We start from the raw sequence: 22,470 nt of genomic DNA on the forward strand, positions 1-22,470 counted from the left end.
CGAAACGAGCACACGTGACCTTCGCCCTCGACGACCACTGGGTCTGGGACTTCTGGCTCGCCGACAGCGGCGGCCTCCACCACCTCTACTATCTCCACGCTCCGCGTTCCCTCGGCGACCAGCACCTCCGGCACCGCAACGCCACCATCGGCCACGCGGTCTCCACCGATCTGCGTCACTGGGACGATCTCGGGCCGGTGCTCGGGCCGGGCGGCCCCGGCGACCACGACGAGACGGCCACCTGGACCGGCAGCGTCGTCCGGGGCCCGGACGGGCTGTGGCGGATGTTCTACACGGGCGCCCGCTTCCCGGAGGCCGGTTCCGACGCGAACATCGAGTCCATCGGCGTCGCCACCTCCGCCGACCTGCACACCTGGACCAAGGACCCCGCGGCCCTCCTCACCGCCGACCCGCACCGGTACGAGACCCTGCCGGACGGGGCCTGGCGCGAGGAAGCCTGGCGCGACCCCTGGGTCTTCGCCGACCCCGGCGGTGACGGCTGGCACATGCTGATCACCGCCCGCGCCGGGCACGGCGACCCGCTCGACCGCGGCGTCCTCGGGCACGCCGTCTCCCCGGACCTGGAGAAATGGACCGTCCGGGAGCCGCTCAGCTCCCCGGGAGCGGGCTTCGCCCACCTGGAGGTCCCGCAGACCGTCACCGTCGACGGCCGGCACGCGGTGCTCTTCTCCTGCGACACCCGGCACGTCGTGGGCGAACGCCGCGCCCGCGGGGAACGCGGGGGGATCTGGGCGGTTCAGGTCGACGATCCGGCGGGTCCCGTGCCCGTCCGGCGCGCGGTCCTCCTCACCGGCGAGGACCTCTACAGCGGGCGCGCCGTGCGCACCCACGACGGGCGGTGGGTCCTGCTCGCGTTCGAGAACACCGGCCCGGACACCGACTTCGCCGGCCGGATAGCGGACCCCCTTCCCCTCGGCTGGTCGCCCGACGGGCAACTGACCGTCGCACGCCCCCAGGAGCCCCGATGACCTCTGTGATCCGCGGCCGGACGGCCCCCGGCTACGAGCCCCTACGCCGCGCCTTCGAGCGGGCATTCGACGGCAACCCGAGCATGGGGGCGGCGCTGGCGGTCCGTCACCACGGGGAGTTGGTGGCCGACCTGTGGGGAGGCGTCGCGGACCCCCGCACCGGACGCCCCTGGGAGCGGGACACGGCGAGCGTGATCTTCTCCATCACGAAGGGGCTGACGTCCCTCGTCGCCGCGCAGCTCGTGGAGCAGGGCCGGCTCGACTACCAAGCCCCCGTCGCCGCTTACTGGCCGGAGTTCGCCAAGGCCGGCAAGGGGGACATCCGGGTGCGGGACATACTCGCCCACCGCTCCGGGCTCTCCGCGCCCCGCCGCGACTTCTCACCGTCCGACGTGCTCGACTGGCACACCGTCACCGCGGCCCTGGCGGAGCAGAAGCCGCTCTGGGAGCCGGGCACCGGGTACGCCTACCACGCGCTGACCCACGGCTGGCTGATCGGCGAGGTCGTACGGCGGATCACCGGCCTGTCGGTCGGGGAGGCGTTCGCCCGGTCCGTCGCCGGACCGCTCGGCGCCGACGCCTGGATCGGACTGCCGGAACGGCTGAACGGGCGCGTGGCCCACCTCTGGGCGGGAGCCGGCCTGATCGAGCATCTTGCCGGGCAGGCGGACGCCCGCACCCCGGACGATCCGGACTGGCCGGGCCGGGCGATGACACTCGGCGGCGCTTTCCCCGCCGAACTGGTCACGCCGGACGGGGGTTTCAACGACCCCTCCGTCCGCGCCGCCGAGATACCCGGCGCCGGAGGGGTGGCGACCGCACGGGCGTTGGCCACCATCTGGTCGGCGACGGTCACCGAGACGGAGGGCGTCCGCCTTCTGGACGGGACGACCCTGGAGAGCGCGCTGGAAGTGCAGACCGAGGGAGCCCCCGTCTTCGATGTGCCGGGGCCGTGGCCGCGCTGGGCCATGGGCTTCCAACTCGACTCGGAGGCCAGGCGCTACCTCACCCCCGGCGGCTTCGGCCACGACGGGGCCGGCGGTCAGGTCGCCTTCGCCGAGCCCGGTGCCGGTGTCGGCTTCGCCTTCCTCACCAACCAGATGGAGGCGGTGGACGACCACCGGGCCACCGGTGTCGTGGACGCGCTGCGCGAGACCCTGGGGTGCTGAGGCCCGTGGTGCGGGAGCCCGTGGTGCCGAGGCCAGTGGTGCCGAGGCCCGTGATGCGGGGGCCCGCCCCGGCCGTCACCGTCCGTCCGCCGCCCGGTCGTCCGCGCGCAGACTGTGCCAGAGGGCTCGGCCGTCGCCGAAGAACGGCAGCAGGAACACGATGTGCGCGAGGTACCACCAGGACAGGGAGCGGTCGAGGCCGGAGAGCCACAGCACTGCGCCCACCGCGAAGCAGGCGCACGGCCCGGACAGGGCCACCGCCGCCGCCTGCCGCGCGGTCATGGTCCCTTCCGGGACCACCGACGTGCGCAACGCCGTGCGCTCGATCGCGATGTGAGTGACCGTGCGGATCCGCTTGAGGACGACGACGTGCGCCGACTCGTGCAGAGCGAACGCGGCCGCCAAGCCCAGGGCGGCCGGTTTCACCAGCAGCACCCACGCCATCGTCGCCGGCACGGAGTCGCCGGAGCGCGCCATCCAGACCAGGGCCGCGGCCAGGAGGACGCCGACGAACGCCAGCAGGGGCCACACCTGCGCGGCCACTGCCCAGGCGACGGTGCGGACCTTCAGGTCATCTGCCGGACGCGTTGAGGAGCTGCTCACGGCGCTGCTTCAACCCCCGGTAAACAGCGTGGGTCACCGTCAGAAAGGCGGTCAGCACCAGGAACAGGACGATGAGCGGGACAGGGTTGTCGACGCCCGTGGTGATGCCCAGCGCCCCGTTGTCCTTCTTCGCCGTCTCGAAGACCATCGACCCGAAGAACGCCTTCCGTTCGACGATCTGGTCAGGGCCCGTTGAGAACATAAGGCTGAGCAGGGTCACCACTGCGGTGACCAGCGTCAGCAGCGCGGCCCCTATGGCGGACTTCACTACCGACATGGCCTTGATCATTCCTTCTCCTCGACTCGCTTGTGTGGATTCCTTGGATCGCGTACCAGACGAACGCGACGGCGCCCCCCGCAAGGCAGACGATCACCGCCCAGGGCGGGAGACTGAGCAGCCCCAGCCCGATGACTGACAGGCCGAGAACGACGATGAAGACGGACAGCCCCAGGAACACCGAGAACGGGTTGTCCTTCTCCGCCGGGAACACGATGCTGATGCACGTGGTCACCCCCGCTCCGCCCACGCAGGACGCCAGCGCCACCGCGCCGGAGAGGAACCGGTGCGGGAAGACCGCGACTGTGAGCGCGAGAGCGGGCACCGCGAACACGGTGAGCAGGACCAGTTGCGCCCTGATGAGCCGCACATAGACCCGCCAGGCCGGTTCCTGCGCGCCGGGCAGCGCCCTCAACTGCCGTGTGGCCGTGAACTGGTAGAGGCCGCCGAAGGACAGGGCGGCGAGACCCCACAGGGGGTGCACCGAGGATCCGGTCGTCAGCAGGTAGGCGAACACGGCCAGCGCCATCGCGGCGGCGGCCACTGTCTGGGCGCTGCGCAGCAGGCACCAGTCGTAGGGCCCGAGAACTCCTCGCAGCCGCACGCTTCCGGGGAGCTTCAAGTAACGGGCCTGACGTACATGCTGGTTCGGGGCGAGCGCGAAGACCAGCGCCACGAGCACGGACGACAGCGCCGCCGCGGCGGCCAGCGTCAGCCAGGGCCCGTGTTCGTTCCACGCCCAGGACACCGAGGTGACCCACGTGTATTCGGTCCGCTTGCGGAGGTACGCGCCGGAGACGTCCCGGATCATCGGCGTCATCTGCGCGAAGTAGTAAGCGAGCACCGCGAACAGGGCCAGCACGTTGAGGATGCCCGCCATCCTGCTGAGCCCCAGCAGCATCCACAGCCGGGTCAGCAGCTGGTAGAGGACGGACAGGCCCAGGTAGGCCAGGACGACGGGCAGAACGACCGACGCGGTGATGTATCCGCTCGCGGACGGCCCGAGGATGATCAGGGCGCTCACGGAGAGGGAGACCAGGCCGGCGGCGGCCACCACGGCCGTCATCACCGCCTCGTAGAGGAGGAACGCCGCTGAGCGTTCCCGGTTGGTGACCGGCAGCTGGTAGCTGAGCTGGAGCATTCCTTCGGCGTTGATGAACAGCACCTTCACCAGGAGGAAGGCGATCTGCACCCACAGAAGGATGGACACCGTCGCGGTGTCGAACAGCAGCCGCCACACGGCCGCTTCGCCGGCCATGGGCCGCAGGAAGTAGTAGGAGGCGGTGCACATGGCGCCCAGGAGCAGAACCGCCGCCACCACGACGAACACTCTGACCGGGGTGGACTTGAGGAATCCGGCTCGCAGCACCCGGCGGAGGAAGAACACGAGCAGCATCCGGGCCAGGACAGCCGAGTGCTTCAGCCGCACGCCGGTCACCGTTCCGACGTCTCGAGGTAGTCGAACACCATGGCGGCGACCGATCCGTGTTCTTCGACCAGGTCCTTCGTCTGCTCGTCACGCACCACGAAGCCCAGGTCGAGGAAGAGGGTCTTGTCGGCGAGGCGCTCCAGCACGGCGAAGTCGTGCGTGCACAGCAGGATCGAGCCGCCCTCGTCGCGGACCCTCCTGAACTCCTTCTCGGCGAGGTGCAGCGCCTCGATGTCGATGCCGTTGAGGGTCTCGTCGACGACGATCAGCGGCGGGCGGACGACGAGCGCGGACACCAGCTGCGTCTTCTTGCGCATGCCGTGCGAGTAGTCCTCGATGAGGTCGTCGTAGCGGCCTTCCATGGCGAACTTGCGGAACAGGCCGAGGGCTTCACCGTGGTCGACGTCGAGGCCGAACAGTTTGCCCATCATGGAGATGTACTCGCGTGCGGTGAGGAACTCGGGAAGGTAGTCGTTGCTGGAAAGGTAGATGGCCAGCTTCTTCGCCTCGGGCCGTGCGTGCTCGTGGCCGCCGATCCGGATGGACCCCGACTGAAGACGTACGAGGTCGAAGATGTTCTTGATCAGCGTGGACTTGCCGGAACCGTTGGGCCCGACGAGGCCGACGATCGTGCCTTCCTCGACCGTGAGGGAAACGTCCAGGAGGACGTTGACAATGCCGTCGTAGGAGTAACTGACGTCGTTGACATTCAGGAGAGACACTGTCGCGGGGATCCTTTACCGAGTCCGTCAACCGGGGTGGTGTCCAGGAAGCCCGGGTGCTGCCTGGGCTTCCTGGACACCTTGCAATCAGCCGTCAGGCGGCTACACGCATTCGGCGCTGACCTTCAGGCCGAAGTCCTTGAAGGACCAGCTGCCGGTGAAGCTCTTGTCCTGGTACACCACGCACCAGATGACCAGCCCGGCGTAGATGGTGGCGCCCAGTCCGAGGATGACGGCGGTGAAGATCAGGAACCAGGCGTCGTAGCGGAGAAGCCCCTTGTCGACCTTGGCTCTGATCGACGCGAGGGCGCGCTCGGGCGCGGTGGTCGCAGCCACGTACGCAGCGATCGATGCGGACGTGCGCGCGCTTCCGGACTTCGACTTCACCGGCTCGGTGGTACCGGGTTCCCGTACGAGAGTTGACGCAGACACAGTTCTTCTCCTCTGGGGTTGATGTTGACCCGGTGAAAAATGTCATGCTCATGACCGATGGGGCTAGTGTCCTGAAGGGCACCGCTCGATGCATTTCCGGTAGTTCGCGATGACGGCCGCCTGCGCGCGAGAGGAGATCTCCAACTTGGTGAAGACGCCGGCGACATGCTTCTTGACCGTTCGCTCGGCCACGTGCCAGCGGCCCGCTATGACGGAGTTCGAGAGGCAGTCGCCCAACGCGACGAGGACTTCGCGCTCACGGGCGGTCAGAAGGGACAGGTCCGCGTCGCGCACCCATGGCGGAAAGCTGATCCCTCCGCAGCAGACGTGGTGCCCCGCGTGATCATCGCGTCTGTCCGATGGCAGTTCCAATTCCCGATCCCCCGTGGCTGCGGTCACGCGCCTGTGCGTCCGGCCGCGTATGACCTGGTCGGCATGGTCAGAACCCCTTGCGCAGCGCTTACCGTAAGTGCGGCCTGAACGGCGGGCAATGGAGCCAAGTGAGCTGGCGCTTATTCGACTACGAGGGATCAGTCGCCGGAATCATGACTGGACTGTGAATCTGCAAGGACATCGTGTGAAGATCCATGAAAGCGGAATGACCGGGTGCGGATGTGCCCGTTCCGGAAGTGGCTGATACCTGTCGGGTGGCGTGACTGCTTTTCGGCTCAGGTGGCCACTTTCAGCCGTCTTCTTGGTCCGTTGACCGGGCCTGGCTCCTCGACCGGCCTGGCGCCTTGGCCGGGGGCGAACGAGCCACGGTCGATGCGGGGGCCGCCGGGCGGCAGCGGGCGCTGAACCCGCTTGCCTTTCTTCGTGGTTGAGGCTTGCAACCGGGCGGCCGGAGTCCCGTCTCCGGGACCGTTCAGGCGCCCGCGAGGCGGGCGGCGAAGTGGTGGAAGACTGTGTGGAATTCCTCGGGTTCCTCGATGGTGACGTCGGCGTCGAGGAAGGCGAGGGCCGGCAGCAGCCACTGCCAGGAGTCCAGCATGAGAACGGCGCGGGTGCGGCCGCCCTCCGCCGTGGTGAGGTCGACGTCCTGGCGGTTGAACGCGTCGGCCACCGCTGTCATGGGGGCGTCGAGGGTCAGGACCACGCGCCGGCGGTAGCGGTTCATGCCCTCCCGCAGGTAGTCGAGGCCGGTGCCGGCCGGCAGCGGGCGCGGCGTGAACGTGCGGCTGTGCACCCGCAGTTCGGTGACGCGGTCGAGACGGAAGACCCGCCAGTCCTGCCTGTCCGTGTCCCAGCCCAGCAGGTACCAGCGCTGGTGCAGGTGGATGTGGCGGTGCGGCTCGACCCAACGGGTGGTGGCCTTCCCGTGGGCCCCCACGTAGTGGAACGTCACGGCCTGCTTGTGCGCGATCGCCTCGGCGAGTCTGCTGAGGGTCTCCGCGCTGGTGCTGGGCGCGGGCGTCGGCATCGTCTCCAGGCTGGCGCGCAGGGCGGCCGCCCGGGGGCGCAGCCGTTTGGGCAGGTACTGGTCCAACTTGCCGTAGGCGCGGACCGCGGCCTCGTCGATGCTGCCCTCGCTCGCGCTGCCGGTCGCGCCGAGCGCGGCCAGCCCCAGGAGGGTGGCGATGGCCTCTTCGTCGTCGAGCACCAGCGGAGGCATGGTCTGCCCGGCCGCGAGCCGGTAGTGGCCGCCCGGCCCCGGCTGGGTCTCGACCGGATATCCGTAGCCGCGCAGCCGGCCGATGTCGCGGCGCAGGGTGCGCGGGGGAATGTCCAGCCGGGTCGCCAGCTCCTCGCCCGTGAACCGCCTTCCCGACTGCAGCAGCACGAGCAGCGCGAGGGTCCTTTGCGTCACGTCAGCCACGAGGGCATCGTAATTGCGGCCATTTTCCGGCCGCATCGTGTCCTAGGGTCCTGGTCATGGCGCAGCAGAGCATCCGGATTCGCGGGGCGTGCACTCACAACCTGCGGCACCTGGACGTCGACGTGCCCCGCGGCCGGATCGTGGTCTTCGTCGGTGTCTCCGGTTCGGGGAAGTCGTCGCTGGTCTTCGACACGATCGCCGCCGAGGCCGGCAGCCAGCTCAACGAGACCTATCCGCCCTGGGTCCGCAACCGCCTGCCGAAGTGGGCCCGTCCCGAGACCGCCCACATCGAAGGGCTCTCCCCGGTGGTGGTGATCGACCAGCGGCGGCTGGGCGGCAGTGCCCGGTCCACGGTCGGCACCGTCACCGACATCTGGACGTATCTGCGGCTTCTGTTCTCCCGGGTGGGCACTCCGCACGTCGGCGAGGCCACCTGCTTCTCCTTCAACGACCCGGCCGGCATGTGCCCCACCTGCTCGGGCCTCGGCGAGGTCGTGGCCGGCGCCGTCGACCGCTTCCTCGACCCGGGAAGGTCGCTCCGCGAGGGCGCCGTGCGGCTGCCCGGGTTCGGCGTCGGCGGGTACTGGTACTCCAACTTCGCCGACATCGGGGTCTTCCCGCTCGACAAGCCGCTGCGCGAGTGGAGCCGGGAGGAGCGGGACGCGCTGCTGTACGGAGCCCGGGCCGCCGGAGCGGTGGCGAAGAGGCTCCCCGGGGACCACGAGGGCCTGGTCGGGCGGTTCGAGCGCATCTACCTGCGCGGCTCCGGCGACATGTCGCAGCGCAAGAAGGAGACGCTCACCGAGTTCACCCGCTCCGAGGTGTGCCCGGACTGCCGCGGGGACCGTCTGCGCAAGGAGAGCCGGAGCGCCACGGTGCTCGGCCACACCATCGGTGAGATGGCGCGGATGGAGGCCGGCGAACTCGCGGAGCGGATCAAGGGGGTGACCGGGGCGAGCGTCGCGCCGGTCGTGGAGGCGCTGGCAGACCGGCTTCGTGCGATGGTCGCCATCGGGCTCGGATACCTCCACCTCGGCCGTCCCACCGCGACGCTCTCCGGGGGCGAGTCGCAGCGGATCAAGACCCTCCGGCACCTGGGCAGCAGCCTCACCGAGATGATCTACGTGTTCGACGAGCCCACCGTGGGGCTCCACCCCCACGACGTCTCCGCCATGGCCGAGCTGCTGGTGCAGCTGCGTGACAAGGGCAACTGCGTCCTGGTCGTCGAGCACGACCCGGCGGTCATGGCCGTCGCGGACCAGGTCATCGAGGTCGGGCCGGGCGCTGGCGAAGACGGGGGCACGCTGGTCTACCAGGGCACCTTCGACGGGCTGCGCCGGGGCGGGAGCACCACGGCGGCCGCGCTGAGACGGCAGCGGAGCATCAAGGACGATCCGCGCACGCCGCGGGGGCACATCACCGTTTCCGGCGCGACGCGCAACAACCTCAAGAACGTGACGGCGGACATCCCCACCGGCGTGATGACCGTCCTCACCGGCGTGGCCGGTTCCGGGAAGAGCAGTCTGGCGGGCGAACTGACCGACCGGCACGATGCCTTCGTCATCGACCAGAGGCCGGTCAGCACCAACCGCCGCTCGACGCCCGTCACTTACACCGGGATCGCCGGCCCCGTCCGCAGGCTCTTCGCCCGCCGCAACCACGTCGCCGCGGGCCTGTTCAGCGCCAACTCGCAGGGCGCCTGCCCGGACTGCAAGGGGCTCGGGGTCATCCGTACCGACCTCGCCTTCATGGAGGAGCAGGAAACGGTCTGCGAGACCTGCCGGGGACGCCGCTTCTCGCCCGAGGTTCTGCGGTACACGGTGGACGGGTTGTCCATCGCCGACATCGACGACCTCACCGTCAGCGAGGCCGTCCACCGGCTCCCGGACCCCGCGATCGTCATCGCGCTGCGCCACCTCGACGAGGTCGGACTGGGGTATCTCCGCCTCGGGCAGCCGCTGACGGCTCTCTCCGGAGGCGAGTGCCAGCGCGTGAAGATCGCGAAGGAGCTGCGCGACTCGACCGCCCCGGCCCTCTACGTCCTCGACGAGCCCACCACCGGCCTGCACCTGCGGGACATCGACACCCTGCTCGGTCTCCTCGACGGGCTTGTCGACCAGGGGCACACCGTCGTGGTGATCGAGCACAACCTCGACGTCGTCCGGCGGGCCGACTGGATGCTCGACCTGGGCCCAGGCCCCGGCAGGCACGGCGGGCGGATCCTCTACCAGGGGCCCGTCGCCGGCATCACCGGGACGGCCACCGCCCGGGCGCTGCGCGAGCACGGCCCCGCGGCCCCGGCCGGCGGCTGACACCTTGACCGGGGCCGCTTTCCCGGAGGACGGAGCGCTTCAGCGGGACAGGCGGTACGCGCGGCGCGGGAGGGTGCCGAAGAGGCGCTGGGGGAGCGGAGTCCTCAGGCACGGAACCCGGGCGGCCGCGCCGGCGCCGTAGCGTGCCCTCAGCGCGGGAGCGTGGGCGGTCTTCAGGATCGGCGACGTGGCCTCTGCGGTGGGCAGGGCCGGCGGTCAGTGGGCCCGGGGCGCGTACATGATCACGGCCACGCCGGCGAGGCAGACGAGTGCGCCGGTCACGTCCCAGCGGTCCGGGCGGAAGCCGTCCGCGACCATGCCCCAGGCGAGCGAGCCGGCGACGAAGACACCGCCGTAGGCGGCCAGGATGCGGCCGAAGTCGGCGTCGGGCTGAAGTGTGGCGACGAAGCCGTAGAGGCCGAGGGCGATCACTCCGGCGCCGATCCAGACCCATCCCCTGTGCTCACGGACGCCCTGCCAGACCAGCCAGGCCCCTCCGATCTCGAAGAGTGCGGCGAGGGCGAAGAGGGCTACGGAACGGGCGACGAGCACAGCGGTCCTCCTGTGGCAGGGAAGAGAGCGGACGGTGAGGTCGGGCGTGAGGGGCCGGACAGTTCGGTGAGCAGGCGGGGGTCCTCAGCAGCGGCCCGGGCCTCCGAGTGGAGTCGCGGCCCGCCGAGATGAAGGCGGAGTTCGACGAACGGGCAGCACTGCTGCCCGGACGCGGCGAGCGGGGCGATGTCCCCGACCGCAGGGTGGCCGCCGGGACGACGGAGCGTTCGGCGAGCTGGGAGATCCGCCTCGTGCTCACAGTGAGGACGCTAGACCGTCGCCCCGGACCTAAGGCCGGGCCGGGTCGTTGCGGCCGCCCGTCCGCAGGCCCTCACGGTCGGCCGGTTCGGGCGCGCGGATGTCAACGGCCCCTTTGTCAGGGCAACTTCGGGTGGCAGGCGTCGCAGGGTTCCACGCGCCGGCCCTGTTTTCGCCGCTGGGCCTGGACGGTCCGGGCGTCGAGGGGTTCGCCGGTGGCGAGCATGCAGTCCGCGCGGTGCAGGATGCCGACACGGATCTCACCGACGCGGGCGCGGCGCCACTGGATGGACCAGCCGGCGCGGGGAGGGGAGGGTTCGGGCGTGCCGTTCTCCGCTCGTTCGATGGCGCGCTGCACGGCGGCGAGCTGGGTGAGCAGGTACCGCTCGATGATGCGGAGGCGTGGCACATCGCGCGGGTACTCGGACATGCGTTCGATCGTAGCGGGGTCGATCTGCCGGGCCCACCAGCGCCCGCCCGGACCGCTGCTCCGACCACCCCGGCCAGGAGGCCGGCTCTTCCCCCCGGGGTCTGCCCGCGCTTCGGTGTTGCTGATTGGATCGACGGCAGCGGCAGGCGGCGTTGCGGCGTCGGCGGCCGCGGAGGAGAGGGCGCTGTTTCTGCGGAGTCGACGGGGAGTCCGCAGGGGTGCCGCACCTGGAGCGGTGCCCGGGTGCCGTCCCGGAAGCGCGCCCGCCGAGAACCGAAAGAGGCATGCCCGTGACACTGCACGACCCACAGCAGCAATCCGACGCCCCCGACAGCCGAGGGTCCGCCGCAGCGGTGCGGGTGAGGGGGCTGTGGAAGCGCTTCGGCGGGCAGGTCGCCGTCGAGGGGATCGACCTCGACCTTCCGGCGGGGAGATTCGTGGGTCTGGTCGGTCCCAACGGCGCAGGCAAGACCACCACGCTCTCCATGATCACGGGCCTGCTGCGTCCCGACTCCGGCACCGTCGAGGTGAGCGGGCGCGACGTGTGGCGTGATCCCGTCGACGTCAAGTCCCGGATCGGGGTGTTGCCCGAAGGGCTGCGCCTGTTCGAGAGGCTGTCCGGGCGCGAGATCCTGACCCATCTCGGCGCCCTGCGCGGCTTCCCCCGCGAGGAGGTGGACCGGCGCACGACGCAGCTGCTCGAGACGCTCGACCTCGTGGGCGCACAGCACAAGCTGATCATCGACTACTCCACCGGCATGCGGAAGAAGATCGGGCTGGCCGCCGCTCTGCTGCACAACCCCGAAGTGCTCTTCCTGGACGAGCCGTTCGAGGGCGTCGACCCGGTTTCCGCCGAAACCATCCGGGGTGTGCTCGAGCGCTACACCGGCTCCGGTGCGACGGTCGTCTTCTCCAGCCACGTCATGGAACTGGTGGAGTCGCTGTGCGACTGGGTCGCCGTGATGGCCGTGGGCAGCATCCGGGCGCACGGGCCGCTCGCGGAGGTACGGGGCCCGGCGGGCTCGCTGCACGAGGCGTTCCTGCACCTCGTCGGGGCACACGAGCGTGCCGCCGCCGGGGACGGCCTCGACTGGCTGGGTGGCGGAAGCGGCCGCAGGGACGGTGCCGAGTGAGCGCCCAGCAGCCCGCCGCCCGGCAGTTCGCCGCCCCGCCGCCCGCCCCGCCCTCCGCCGCGTCGCAGTCCGCCGCTCCGCCGTCCGTCACATGGACGTTCACGCGCCTGAAGCTGTCCCTGCTGCGGAACGGGCTGCGCGGGTCATCGGGCCGCACGGTCGCCTTCGTTCTCTCCCTCGTGCTCGTACTGCTGCTCGGCACGGGGCAGTTGCTGGGAATGGTCCTGCTGCGCGGCAGCGAGCACGCCGCGGCGGCTGTCGTGCCGCTGGCCGCCCTGATGGCGCTCGGCTGGGCGGTGATGCCGGTCTTCTTCCCCGGCGGCGACGAGACCCTCGACCCGACGCGGCTGGTGATGCTGCCGCTGCGGGCCCGCCGTCTCATGCCGGGCCTGCTCGTCGCCTCCCTGGTAGGGATCGGCCCGCTGTTCACGGTCCTTGTCGTGGCCGGCACGGTCGTCGCCCTCGCGCACGGTGTCGCGGGGACGGTGGCCGCGGTGCTCGCCCTTCCGCTGGCCGTCCTCGTGTGCCTGGCGCTGGCACGGGCCGTGGCAGGCGTGCTCGCCTGGGTTCCGCCCGCCTCGGCCGTGGCGGCCGTCCAGTCGGCGAGCGAGGGTGCGTACGGCTCCGCGTCGGCCCAAGTCGCCCTGTCCGCCGCCGCGTTGGCGGTGCTGCTGTGGTGGTGGTACCGCAGCCTGGAACGGCTGATGACCTCGCCGGACGCCTCGACCGTCCAGGCCGCCACGGCACCGGAGAAGACCCGCGGACGCGCCGGCGGCAAGGGGCTCGCGGGCCTCCTGCCCCCGGGCCGCACCGGCGCGGTGATGCTGCGCAGCCTGCGCTACGCCTGGCGGGACCCGAAGACGAAAGTGGGCTGGGCGTCGTCGCTCGGTGTGGGTGCACTGCTACCGGTGGTCTTCGCGGCCCAGGGCAACGGAAGCGCGTACAACGCCTGTTGGGTGGCGGGGCTGCTCGGCGTCCAGATGTACAACCAGTTCGGGCAGGACTACTCGGGCTTCTGGCTCGTGGCCTCGACGATCTCCTCCGCGCGCGAAGCGTACGTCGAGATGCGCGGCCGGATGCTGGCCATCGCGCTCATCGCGGTGCCCTACGTCGCGGCTGTCGCGGTGGTCTGCTCCGCGTTCCTGGGGGAGTGGCGGAAGATCCCCGAAGTGCTCGGTCTGGCGCTGGGGTTGCTCGGCGTCCTGCTCGCGACCGGTGTCTTCACCTCGTACCGCTTCCCGTACTCCATTCCGCAGGACAGCGGCTACAAGAACGTCGCGCCCGGTCAGGGGTCCCTCGCCTACCTCAGCATCTTCGGCGGGATGATCATCGGTGTCCTGCTGTGCTCGCCGCTGGTCGCGCTGACGATCTGGCTGCACCTGTCCGGGGGGCACGCGTGGCTGTGGACCGTGCTGCCCGCGGGACTTCTCTACGGGATCGCCGCGCCCGCCCTCGTCCTGCGGGCCGCGGCACCGCGGGTGGCATCCCGTCTCCCGGAGATCCTCACGGCCGTCAGCCGGGGCTGAGCCACCGGTCGACGTCCCGGGGCCGGGGCCCGGATCGGGTCCCGGCCCCGGGTACGTCCCGGCCGTTTCGGCTGCCTCGGCCGGGCAGGCAGGTCCGGCTGTCCCCGCCGGGCAGGCAGGTCCGGGGCCCGGACCTGCCCGCACCCGGCGGGGGACGCCCTCAGCGCAGGAAGCTGCCGAAGCGCGCCTTGGTCACGGGCCCTCCGACGTCGCCGGGGCCGAACGCCGCCGCGCCCTCGGTCGTCAGACCCTCGCCGGTGCCGTGCAGCGACCAGTCGGCTCCGGCCGAGGCGTTCTCCTTGGTCGAGGAGACGTTCAGGTCGCGGTGGCCGTCGCCGTCGACGTCCTTGAGGGTGCACGCCGCCCCGAACTCGTCGCCCGTCTCGGCGACCCCGGGCACGCCCGCGGTGTTCTGGTGCACGACCTGGCTGCCGGTGCCGGTGACACCGGAGGAACTGCCGTGCAGCAGCGCGACCGACCCGGCGCCGTTCAGCCCGCCGAAGTCCTCCCCGCTGATGCCGAGGGCGACCTCCGCACGGCCGTCACCCGTGACGTCGGCAACGGCGACGCAGGAGCCGACGCGGTCGCCGTCCTCCTGCGCGCCGTAGAAGCCGGGCAGGCTCTGGTCGAAGGACTGCGTGCGGTCGCCGGACGGGCCCGAGGGCGAGCCGAAGACGACGGTGACCTTCTGGTCCGTGCCGTTGCTGCCGAGCACGACGTCGTCGTGCCCGTCGCCGTCCACGTCTCCGACGTCTGCGTCGCTCTCGTCGCCGACGGACCCGATCCCGCCCACTGCGCCCGTCGTGAAGCCGGCCTCGCCGCCGAGCAGGATGTGGTTCCCCCACACACCGTCGCCCTCGTACTGCCAGATCACGATGTCCTGACGGTCGTCGCCGTTGACGTCGCCGACGGCCTTGGCCGTGACGGGGCCGCTGATGGAGGAGGGCCCGTCCACGCACGAGTCGTCCTCAGCGCAGCCCGGGCCGTCGTCGCCGTAGCCCCACCACTCGGACCTGTCCATGAAGTCGAGCCGTTCGGCCGGTGAACCGTCGCGGGATATCGGGCCCTTGAACAGCGCACCCGGCTGCGTCACCGGGTCGTCGCCCTCGACGTCGGCGTCGCCGAACAGCGCCAGGTCGGTCTTGCCGTCGCCGTCGAAGTCGCCGGTCTTCGGCGTCCATCCGTACCCGTCCAGCGCGGTGCCCCCGCTCGGGCCGGAGGGCGAGCCCCACAGGATCACGCCGCCGGAGGAGGCGTCGTCGGAGCCGATGACGAGGTCGCCGTAGCCGTCGCCGTCCAGGTCACCCGTGGCGAAGGTCTTGCCGAACTGCTGCCCGGCGGCGGCCGACCCGGGTACTCCGCTCGTGGAACGGCTCACCAGCTTCTTGCGGGACGGGTCGAGCCCGGCCGCCGAGCCGTACGTCACGGCCACGTAGCCCGCCTGGGCCTTGCCGGAGACCGTGCCTCCCGGGGCGCCGGTGACCAGGTCCGCGTGACCGTCGCCGTTGAGGTCGTCCGCGGGGGACGCGGCCTCGGCCGGTGCGGCGTGCGCTTCCCCCGGGGTGAGCGTCCAGGCCGTCAGGCCCCCCGCCGCCAGCAGCGCGGCGGCCAGCGGGGCGGCGGCGCGCGCCGCCCGTCTTCCACGGGTGCCGGTGACGTCGGGGCGTCTCAAGGGTGTCATTCGGAAGTCCTCCAATTGTCCAGTCCATTCGCATCAGGAGACACCCGGGGCTCCGGGACGGTTGCACGCGACGGCTACCGAGTGCGGACGGCCGGACTGCGGGCGTGCCGCGCGCCGCCGTCCCGTCGCATGCGGGGGCGGGCGTGCGAGAAAGCTCTACGAAAGGTTTCCTAGCGTCTCGGTTAGGGTGACGGCGAGCAGAAGCATCGGGGTCACAGGAGGTCCGTAACGTGGCCGCACCGCACACGGCAGGCGAGCGCGCGGAACGGGGACGCGGCCGCGGGGAACGCGTCACCATCAGCGACATCGCCCGCGAAGCAGGGGTCTCCGTGCCCACCGTCTCCAAGGTGCTCAACGGGCACGCGCACGTGGCCGCCGGGACGCGCAGCAAGGTCGAACGGCTGCTCGCCAAGCACCAGTACGCGCGCCGCACCAAGCGCCGCGAGGGTCAGGCGCGGCTCGTCGACCTCGTCTTCAACAACCTCGACAGCGAATGGTCGGTGGAGATCATCCGCGGTGTCGAGGGGGTGGCGCACGAGTCCGGACTCGGCACCGTCGTCTCCGCCATCCACGGGGAGACCACCGAGGAACGGCGGTGGCTGGACAACCTCACCGCGCGCTGGTCGGACGGGATCATCCTCGCCGTCACCGCACTCGGGCCCGCCCACGCCGAGCAGATCCGCGCGCTCGGCATCCCCATGGTCATCATCGACCCGGTCGGCCAGCCGGACCCCCACGTGGCCTCCGTCGGCGCGACCAACTGGAACGGCGCGCTCACCGCCACCGAGCATCTGATCTCGCTGGGCCACGAGCGCATCGGACTCATCGGCGGCAGGCCGGAGTTGCAGTGCAGCCGTGCCCGGCTGGACGGCTACCGCTCGGCCCTGCAGGCGGCGGGCCTCCCCGTGGACGACGCGCTCGTCGCGGAGGGCGACTTCTACGCGCCGCGCGGCGAGCAGGCGGCACGCGAACTGCTCTCCCTTCCGGATCCGCCCACCGCCATCTTCGCGGGCAACGACCAGCAGGCGCTGGGCGTGTACCGCACGGCCGGACGCCTCGGGCTGCGCGTTCCGGAGGACCTGAGCGTGGTCGGGTTCGACGACCTGCCCGCGGCCGGGCTGTCCTCACCGCCGCTGACGACCATCCGGCAGCCCGTGGCGCAGATGGCGGCGCAGGCGATGCGGATGCTGCTGCGCTACCTGGAGACGGGTTCCTTCGACACGCGCCGTCTGGAGCTGGCCACGGAGCTGGTCGTGCGCGACAGCACGGCTCCTCCCCGGCAGAACTGACGGACGGGCGACGACCGGCCGCCGGACGGGTCGGCCGGCCGACCGGCCGAGAGGGCCGCCCGGCTCCGGGTCAGCGGCACTTCGTCACACGTGCGGAGGTCCGCAGCACGCGGTCGCGACCGGTCGCGCGCGGTTCCGTGCCGGTGATGCGGAAGGCGCCCTCCAGCGGCGTGTCGGTGCTCGACCGGCCGATCCGCACTTCGACGACGCCCGGCTCCACCACCCGCCGCCCGTCCCGCCCGGTGAACGCGGTGCGGTCCGTGTGCAGGCCGAAGGTGACGCGGCGGCTCTCGCCCGGAGCGAGTTCCAGCCGCGCGAACCCGGCCAACTCCCGCCATGGCCGGACCACTTGGGCGACAGGGTCGGTGAGGTAGAGCTGCACGACCTCCGTGCCGGCCCGTTCGCCCGTGTTGGTCACGGTGCAGGAGATCTCCAACTCGCCGTCGGCCGGCACCTCTTCGCTGCTCAGCGTCAACTCCCCGTAGCCGAACCGCGTGTAGGACAGCCCGTGCCCGAAGGGGAACAGCGGCGTCGGGTCGTGCGCGCTCACCTCACTGGCGCGCCCCAACGGTGCCGTCAAATAGGTGGAGGGCTGCCCGCCGGGCGTGCGCGGCACACCGACCGGCAGTCGGCCCGAGGGGTCCGCAAGGCCGGTCAGCACGTCCGTCAGCGCTGCCGCGCCCTCCTCGCCGGGGAAGAAGGTCTGCACGATCGCCGCCGCGCGTCCGGCTGCCGCGCCCAGCGCGTACGGACGCCCGCTGACCACGATCAGCACCACCGGTGTGCCGGTGTCGAGCAGTTCCTCCAGCAGTTCGGACTGCACCCCGGGCAGCGACAGGTCGGGTACGTCACAGCCTTCACCTGAGGTGCCGCGTCCGAAGAGCCCCGCCCGGTCGCCCAGCACTGCCAGACAGATGTCGGCCTCCCGTGCGGCAGTCACCGCCGCGTAGAACCCGGACCGGTCCGACTCCTGGACGGGGCAGCCCTGTTCGTGGGTGAGCTGACGCGCGCCCAGCCCTTCCCGCAGGCCTTCGAGCACGCTCGGCACGGCGACGCCCATGTCCCACTCCGGATGACGCACGCCCACATGCGCGGGGAACGAGTAACAGCCCTGTAGTCCGAGGGCGTCGTCGGCGAGCGGCCCGACGACCGCGACCCGTCCGGGGGTCATCAGCGGCAGCTGCCCGGCGTCGTCGGCCAGCAGTACGACGGACTCCCGGGCCAACTGCCGGGCGATCCGCCGGTGTTCGGGCGGGTCGAGATCGGGTTCGCGCACCGGCGGACCCGCGCTCCAGTCCGGGTCGAGCAGGCCGAGTTCGCACTTCTGCCGCAGGACGCGCGTCAGCGCACGGTCCACCAGCGACTCGTCCGCCATGCCCTCGCGCACCTGCTCGGCCAGCGGCCGCCCGTAGCAGCGCGCGGTGGGGAGTTCGACGTCCACGCCGGCCGTCAGCGCCTGGACGGCGGCCTCACCGGGGCTGCCCGCGGTGCGGTGCAGCAGTTCGAGGAACGACACCCCGAAGTAGTCGGCGACGACGGTCCCTTCGAAGCCCCACTCCTCGCGCAGCACTTCCGTCAGCAGGCGTTCGTCGGCGGCCGCGGGCACGCCGTCGGTGTCCGTGTAGGCGTGCATCACCGAGCGGGCGCCCGCTTCGCGCAGCGCGGTCTCGAAGGGCGGCAGTATCACGTCGGCCAGTTCGCGCGGCCCCATGCTCACCGGCGCCAGGTTGCGCCCGGCCCGGCTTGCCGAGTAGCCCGCGAAGTGCTTGAGCGTGGCGATGATCCCTGTGGATTCGAGCCCGGAGACATATGCGGAGCCGATCTCGCCGACGAGATACGGGTCTTCACCGATGGTCTCCTCGACCCGGCCCCAGCGCGCGTCCCGTACGACGTCCAGCACCGGCGCCAGCCCCTGGTGCACGCCGACCGCGCGCATGCTCTGCCCGACGGCCTGTGCCATGCGCCGCACCAGCGCCGTGTCGAAGCTGGCTCCCCAGGCCAGCGGTACGGGAAAGACCGTCGCGCCCCACGTGGTGAAACCGGCGAGGCACTCCTCGTGGGCCACCGCGGGGATGCCGAACCGGTTGGCCGCCATGACCTCGCGCTGACTCGCGGCGAGTGCCTTCGCGCCGGCGGCCGGTGTCACGGGTCGCGTGCCGAAGACGCGGGTGAGCTGCCCGAGTCCGTCCCTGATCAGCTCCTCCCAGGACGGCGACTCCCCGGCGAGGTCGTCCTGGTGCGGGGCGACTCCCCGCCCGTCGTGCGTGGCGCCGACCCACACTCCGACCAGTTGGGCCAGCTTCTCGTCGAGGGTCATCCGGGAGATCAGGTCGGCGACGCGGACGTCGGCCGTCAGCCGCGTGTCGCGCCACGGCGCCGTGCCGCCGTGGTCGTCCGGGCTGCCCGAGTGGTGCGCTTTCTGTTCCATCGTCACCTCGTCGAGTGGAGCGGATGCAGCGGATGCTACTCGATGATTTCGGAAACTTTCTATGCCAGGAGCTTCCCGCTCTGCCGCAGGCCGAAGTCACGCCGTCCAACTCCTGCACGGCTATTGACGGCCCTGCGGTGCCCGCTCTAGGTTCCACGCCAACCTCTTGATTTCGGGATTCACCGAAAGTTTCTGAGCGGAGGCGTCATGGCAGACACGGCGACGCGACCGGCCCACAGCCGGCGTCGCTTCCTGACCGGCCTCGCCGGCATCGGAGCCGCCGGCATGGGCGCGGCCCCCCTCACCGGCTGCTCGGCCCTGGGCCTCGGCACCGGAAGAGAAGCCCGCGGTCTGGACGTGTGGACCCTCACCGACCCCGTGCAGAACAAGATCCAGCGCGCCGCCCTCGCCCGCCTCCGGCGCAGCCACCCCGTGCCCGCCAAGCTCACGCCGTTCCCCAACACCGGCTACACGCAGAAGCTCCGCATCGCCATGGGCACTTCGGACGGGCCGGACGTGTTCTGGAGCTGGGGCGGCGAGTCGCTGCGCCCCTACCATGACGCCGGACTCGTGGTCGACCTGGCGGACCGCTTCGGCAAGGACACCCGGTGGCGCGACGCGTTCCTCCCCGCGGCCCTCCAGGCCGCCCGAGTCGACGGACGCGAACCGCTCGGGCTGCCCGTGCGCGGCATGCAGCCGGTCATCCTCTTCTGCAACCAGACCCTCTTCGACGAGCACGACCTGCGCCCGCCCCGGACCTGGGACGAACTGCTCGACGTCGTGGACGCCTTCGTCGACGCGGACGTCCTGCCCGTCTCGCTCGCCGGGGCGGAAAGCTGGTGCGAGCTGATGTGGCTCGAATGCATCACCATGCGGCTCACCGGCTCCGGCCCGCTGCGGAAGATATTCGCGGGAGAGCGCGACAGTTGGCGGCACCCCGCCATCGAGGAAGCCCTCGACCGGATACAGAAGCTGGTCCGCCGCGGCGCCTTCGGCCAGGCATTCGGATCCGTCAGCTACGGCTCGGGCGGGGCCAGCGCACTCTTCGCGAAGGGCCGTGCCGCCATGCATCTGATGGGTTCATGGGAGTACTCCAACCTGCGCAACGACCACACTCGTTTCACCGAGGAGGGTCTGAGCTGGGTGTCCTTTCCGGAGATCCCCGGCGGCACGGGCGATCCCCGCGCCCTGGTCGGAAACAACACCAACTACCTGTCCGTCAACGCCAGAAGCTCCGACATCGACGCGGGTATCGACCTGGTCGGCACCCAACTCGCCGCGCGCCCCTTCATCGACGCCCTCATCAAGGCGGGTGACGTTCCCGCCGCCGTCGGCCTCGAGGACCGGCTGCGCGACCTCGCCCCCGACCCGGACTTCGCGCTGTACGTCTACCGCATCGTCTCCGACGCCCCCGACTTCACCCTCTCCTGGGACCAGGCGATGCTCCCCGCCGTGAAGGAGGCGATGCTCTCCAGCCTCCAGCAGATCTTCCTGGAGAAGCTCTCCCCGCGGCAGTTCGTCGACGCGATGGAGCTGATCCAGTGACCGCCCCGGCACCGGCGCCCGCCCGCCCCGCGCTCCGCGGCCGCACACGCGCCGCCTCGCACACCGACAACGCCGCACGGCCCGGCGCGCTCTACGCCGTTCCGGCCGTGCTCGTCTTCGGAGTCTTCGCGCTCGTACCGCTCGTCCTCGTCTGCTGGCTCTCCTTCACGACCTGGAACGGCCTCGGCGATCCCCGCTGGACGGGACTCGCCAACTGGCGTGAACTCATCACCGATCCCGGCCTCCTGCACTCCCTGCGGATCACCGTCGTGCTCACGCTCGCCGGCTGGGCGGTGCAGACGCCGCTCGCGATGCTCCTCGGCGTGTGGGCGGCCGGCGCACAGCGCGGGCGTGCGGTCGCCTCCGCGCTCGCCTTCCTGCCGCTGCTGCTCTCCGGCGCGGCGACCGCCCTGGTCTGGAAGGCGCTGCTCGACCCCAACTTCGGCCTCGCCCGCACCATCGGCCCGTGGATCGGCGTGCCCAGCGGCAACATGCTCGGCACTTCCGGCGGCGCCCTGCTGGCCATCGTCGCCGTGGGCGCCTGGCAGTTCGTGCCGTTCCACATGCTGATGTACCAGGCCGCCGCCCGTAACGTCCCCGCACACCTCTACGAGGCCGCCACCATCGACGGCGCCGGACGTCTGCGGCAGTTCTGGTCCGTGACGCTGCCGCAGCTGCGGAACACCGTCGTCACCTCGTCGACCCTGATGATCGTCGGCACGATGACGACCTTCGAGACCATCCTGATCCTCACCGACGGAGGTCCCGGCGCGGCCACCCAGTCGATGCCGTTCCGGATGTACCAACAGGCCTTCAAGAGCTTCGAGATGGGGCCCGCCTCCGCGCTGGCCACCGTCCTCGTCCTGTTCGGCACGGCGCTGTCCCTGCTGATCGTCCGGTTCAGCGGCTTCGGCAGGATGCGCTCCACCCTGGAGGGGATCTGATGGCCACCGCCCCGGCAGCCACGTCCGGCGAGACCCGCACCCCGTCCGGCCAGGGGCCCGGCCCCGGGACGGGAAGCAGCGGCGGGAGCGCCCAACGGGCCGGCGCCCTCCGCTCGTTGCTCCACCGCGCCAACATCCCCGGGGGCGCCGCGTCGCTGGTCTGGCTGGCGATCGTCCTGGTCCCGCTGTGGTGCATGCTGAGCTGGAGCGTGCAGAGCCGTGACGGGTTCCTCGACAACGGGCCGCTCGGCCTGCCCCGTCAGCTGACACCCGAGAACCTGACGACGGTCCTGGAAGGCGGTTTCACCAGGGCGTTCGTCAACACCGTGATCGTCACGGTCGTCAGTGTCGTGCTGACCCTCGTGTGCGCCGTGCCCGCCGCGTACGCGGTGGTCCGTTCCACCAGCCGCTTCGTCGCCGGAGCGTTCTCCGTCTTCCTGCTGGGGCTCGCCATCCCCGCCCAAGCGGTCATCATCCCCGTCTACTTGATGATCGTCCGGATGGGCCTGTACGACACCAAGCCCGCGATCATCCTGCCCACCGTCGCCTTCGGACTGCCCTTCGCCGTCCTCATCCTGGCCGGTTCGCTGCGCGACGTGCCCGCCGAGAACTACGAGGCCATGACGCTCGACGGCGCCGGCCCGATGCGCACGCTGTGGTCCCTCGTCATCCCGATGTCCCGCGGCAGCATCGTCGCCGTCGGCATCTACGCGGCGCTCCAGGCGTGGAACGGCTTCCTGTTCCCGCTGATCCTCACCCAGTCCGAGGAGCAGCAGATCCTCACCCTCAACCTCTGGAACTTCCAGACCGAGTACGGCGTGAACATCCCCGGGCTGATGACGGCCGTCCTGCTGTCCGCCGCCCCGGTCTTCATCGCGTACGTCCTCGCCCGGCGCTGGATCGTCGCCGGCCTTGCCGGGCTGGGCGGCAAGTAG

General features: G+C 71.1%; 20 protein-coding genes. 9 read left to right on the forward strand and 11 right to left on the reverse strand.

The window, feature by feature from the left end; all coding sequences use genetic code 11:
* Window positions 1-14: 14 nt before the first annotated feature.
* Window positions 15-989, forward strand: a complete 975-nt coding sequence (locus tag EV375_RS21390) for a glycoside hydrolase family protein (protein ID WP_130300977.1) — start codon at window positions 15-17, stop codon at window positions 987-989.
* Entirely contained in the window at window positions 986-2,158 is a 1,173-nt protein-coding gene (locus EV375_RS21395; RefSeq protein ID WP_130300979.1) for a serine hydrolase domain-containing protein, read from the forward strand. The genes EV375_RS21390 and EV375_RS21395 overlap by 4 nt, the downstream gene beginning before the upstream one ends.
* Before the next feature lie 75 nt (window positions 2,159-2,233).
* Here EV375_RS21395 and EV375_RS21400 read toward each other — a convergent pair whose 3' ends face one another.
* The 7 genes from EV375_RS21400 to EV375_RS21430 form a co-directional block, all read right to left on the reverse strand.
* Window positions 2,234-2,761: a hypothetical protein gene (locus EV375_RS21400; protein ID WP_130300981.1), complete on the reverse strand. Its 528-nt coding sequence runs from the start codon at window positions 2,759-2,761 to the stop codon at window positions 2,234-2,236.
* Window positions 2,730-2,963 (reverse strand): hypothetical protein, encoded by a 234-nt coding sequence (locus EV375_RS21405; protein ID WP_165434788.1) that lies wholly within the window; start codon window positions 2,961-2,963, stop codon window positions 2,730-2,732. Before EV375_RS21405 ends, EV375_RS21400 begins: the two co-directional genes overlap by 32 nt.
* The gene (locus EV375_RS21410) at window positions 2,944-4,467 is read right to left on the reverse strand and encodes a hypothetical protein (RefSeq protein ID WP_130300983.1); all 1,524 of its coding nucleotides are present in this window, start codon (window positions 4,465-4,467) and stop codon (window positions 2,944-2,946) included. Before EV375_RS21410 ends, EV375_RS21405 begins: the two co-directional genes overlap by 20 nt.
* Before the next feature lie 5 nt (window positions 4,468-4,472).
* Window positions 4,473-5,189 carry an ABC transporter ATP-binding protein gene (locus tag EV375_RS21415; RefSeq protein WP_165434789.1) on the reverse strand — a complete coding sequence of 239 codons (717 nt, stop codon included), beginning with the start codon at window positions 5,187-5,189 and terminating at the stop codon, window positions 4,473-4,475.
* A 102-nt stretch (window positions 5,190-5,291) separates the two neighbouring features.
* Complete coding sequence (locus EV375_RS29405) at window positions 5,292-5,621, reverse strand: hypothetical protein (protein ID WP_207228203.1); 330 nt, start codon at window positions 5,619-5,621, stop codon at window positions 5,292-5,294.
* Window positions 5,622-5,684: 63 nt separating this feature from the next.
* The gene (locus EV375_RS21425; RefSeq protein WP_486588622.1) at window positions 5,685-5,993 is read right to left on the reverse strand and encodes a helix-turn-helix domain-containing protein; all 309 of its coding nucleotides are present in this window, start codon (window positions 5,991-5,993) and stop codon (window positions 5,685-5,687) included.
* Between the two features lie 493 nt (window positions 5,994-6,486).
* Window positions 6,487-7,437 (reverse strand): helix-turn-helix transcriptional regulator, encoded by a 951-nt coding sequence (locus tag EV375_RS21430; RefSeq protein ID WP_486588623.1) that lies wholly within the window; start codon window positions 7,435-7,437, stop codon window positions 6,487-6,489.
* A gap of 56 nt (window positions 7,438-7,493) precedes the next feature.
* Between EV375_RS21430 and EV375_RS21435 the strand changes: the two genes are divergently transcribed.
* Entirely contained in the window at window positions 7,494-9,749 is a 2,256-nt protein-coding gene (locus EV375_RS21435; RefSeq protein WP_130300987.1) for an ATP-binding cassette domain-containing protein, read from the forward strand.
* A 216-nt stretch (window positions 9,750-9,965) separates the two neighbouring features.
* On the opposite strand, the gene EV375_RS21440 is transcribed toward EV375_RS21435, so the two are convergent.
* Together EV375_RS21440 and EV375_RS21445 are read right to left on the reverse strand one after the other, a co-directional pair.
* Window positions 9,966-10,301: a YnfA family protein gene (locus EV375_RS21440; RefSeq protein ID WP_130300989.1), complete on the reverse strand. Its 336-nt coding sequence runs from the start codon at window positions 10,299-10,301 to the stop codon at window positions 9,966-9,968.
* A gap of 376 nt (window positions 10,302-10,677) precedes the next feature.
* Window positions 10,678-10,989, reverse strand: coding sequence for a hypothetical protein (locus EV375_RS21445; RefSeq protein ID WP_130300991.1), 312 nt, complete (start codon window positions 10,987-10,989; stop codon window positions 10,678-10,680).
* A gap of 284 nt (window positions 10,990-11,273) precedes the next feature.
* On the opposite strand from EV375_RS21445, the gene EV375_RS21450 reads away from it, so the two are divergent.
* Together EV375_RS21450 and EV375_RS21455 are read left to right on the forward strand one after the other, a co-directional pair.
* Window positions 11,274-12,122 carry an ABC transporter ATP-binding protein gene (locus EV375_RS21450; RefSeq protein ID WP_130300993.1) on the forward strand — a complete coding sequence of 283 codons (849 nt, stop codon included), beginning with the start codon at window positions 11,274-11,276 and terminating at the stop codon, window positions 12,120-12,122.
* Window positions 12,119-13,648, forward strand: a complete 1,530-nt coding sequence (locus tag EV375_RS21455) for a transporter (RefSeq protein WP_130300995.1) — start codon at window positions 12,119-12,121, stop codon at window positions 13,646-13,648. Before EV375_RS21450 ends, EV375_RS21455 begins: the two co-directional genes overlap by 4 nt.
* 160 nt (window positions 13,649-13,808) lie before the next feature.
* Here the strand turns inward: EV375_RS21455 and EV375_RS21460 are convergent, their stop codons facing one another.
* Window positions 13,809-15,329, reverse strand: a complete 1,521-nt coding sequence (locus EV375_RS21460) for an FG-GAP-like repeat-containing protein (protein ID WP_130300997.1) — start codon at window positions 15,327-15,329, stop codon at window positions 13,809-13,811.
* Window positions 15,330-15,559: 230 nt separating this feature from the next.
* Here EV375_RS21460 and EV375_RS21465 point away from each other — a divergent pair, with 230 nt between their 5' ends.
* Window positions 15,560-16,618, forward strand: a complete 1,059-nt coding sequence (locus EV375_RS21465; RefSeq protein ID WP_130300999.1) for a LacI family DNA-binding transcriptional regulator — start codon at window positions 15,560-15,562, stop codon at window positions 16,616-16,618.
* 70 nt (window positions 16,619-16,688) lie between these two features.
* Here EV375_RS21465 and EV375_RS21470 read toward each other — a convergent pair whose 3' ends face one another.
* On the reverse strand, window positions 16,689-19,046 hold the full coding sequence (locus EV375_RS21470) for a beta-xylosidase/alpha-l-arabinosidase (RefSeq protein WP_130301001.1): 2,358 nt from the start codon (window positions 19,044-19,046) through the stop codon (window positions 16,689-16,691).
* A gap of 207 nt (window positions 19,047-19,253) precedes the next feature.
* Between EV375_RS21470 and EV375_RS21475 the strand changes: the two genes are divergently transcribed.
* The 3 genes from EV375_RS21475 to EV375_RS21485 are packed head-to-tail and all read left to right on the forward strand — an operon-like array spanning window position 19,254 to window position 22,470.
* Complete coding sequence (locus EV375_RS21475) at window positions 19,254-20,591, forward strand: extracellular solute-binding protein (RefSeq protein ID WP_130301003.1); 1,338 nt, start codon at window positions 19,254-19,256, stop codon at window positions 20,589-20,591.
* Complete coding sequence (locus EV375_RS21480) at window positions 20,588-21,535, forward strand: carbohydrate ABC transporter permease (protein ID WP_130301005.1); 948 nt, start codon at window positions 20,588-20,590, stop codon at window positions 21,533-21,535. The genes EV375_RS21475 and EV375_RS21480 overlap by 4 nt, the downstream gene beginning before the upstream one ends.
* A complete protein-coding gene (locus tag EV375_RS21485) occupies window positions 21,535-22,470 on the forward strand; it encodes a carbohydrate ABC transporter permease (RefSeq protein ID WP_486588624.1) in 936 nt (311 codons plus the stop codon). Before EV375_RS21480 ends, EV375_RS21485 begins: the two co-directional genes overlap by 1 nt.

This window comes from Streptomyces sp. CNZ301 (assembly GCF_004217425.1).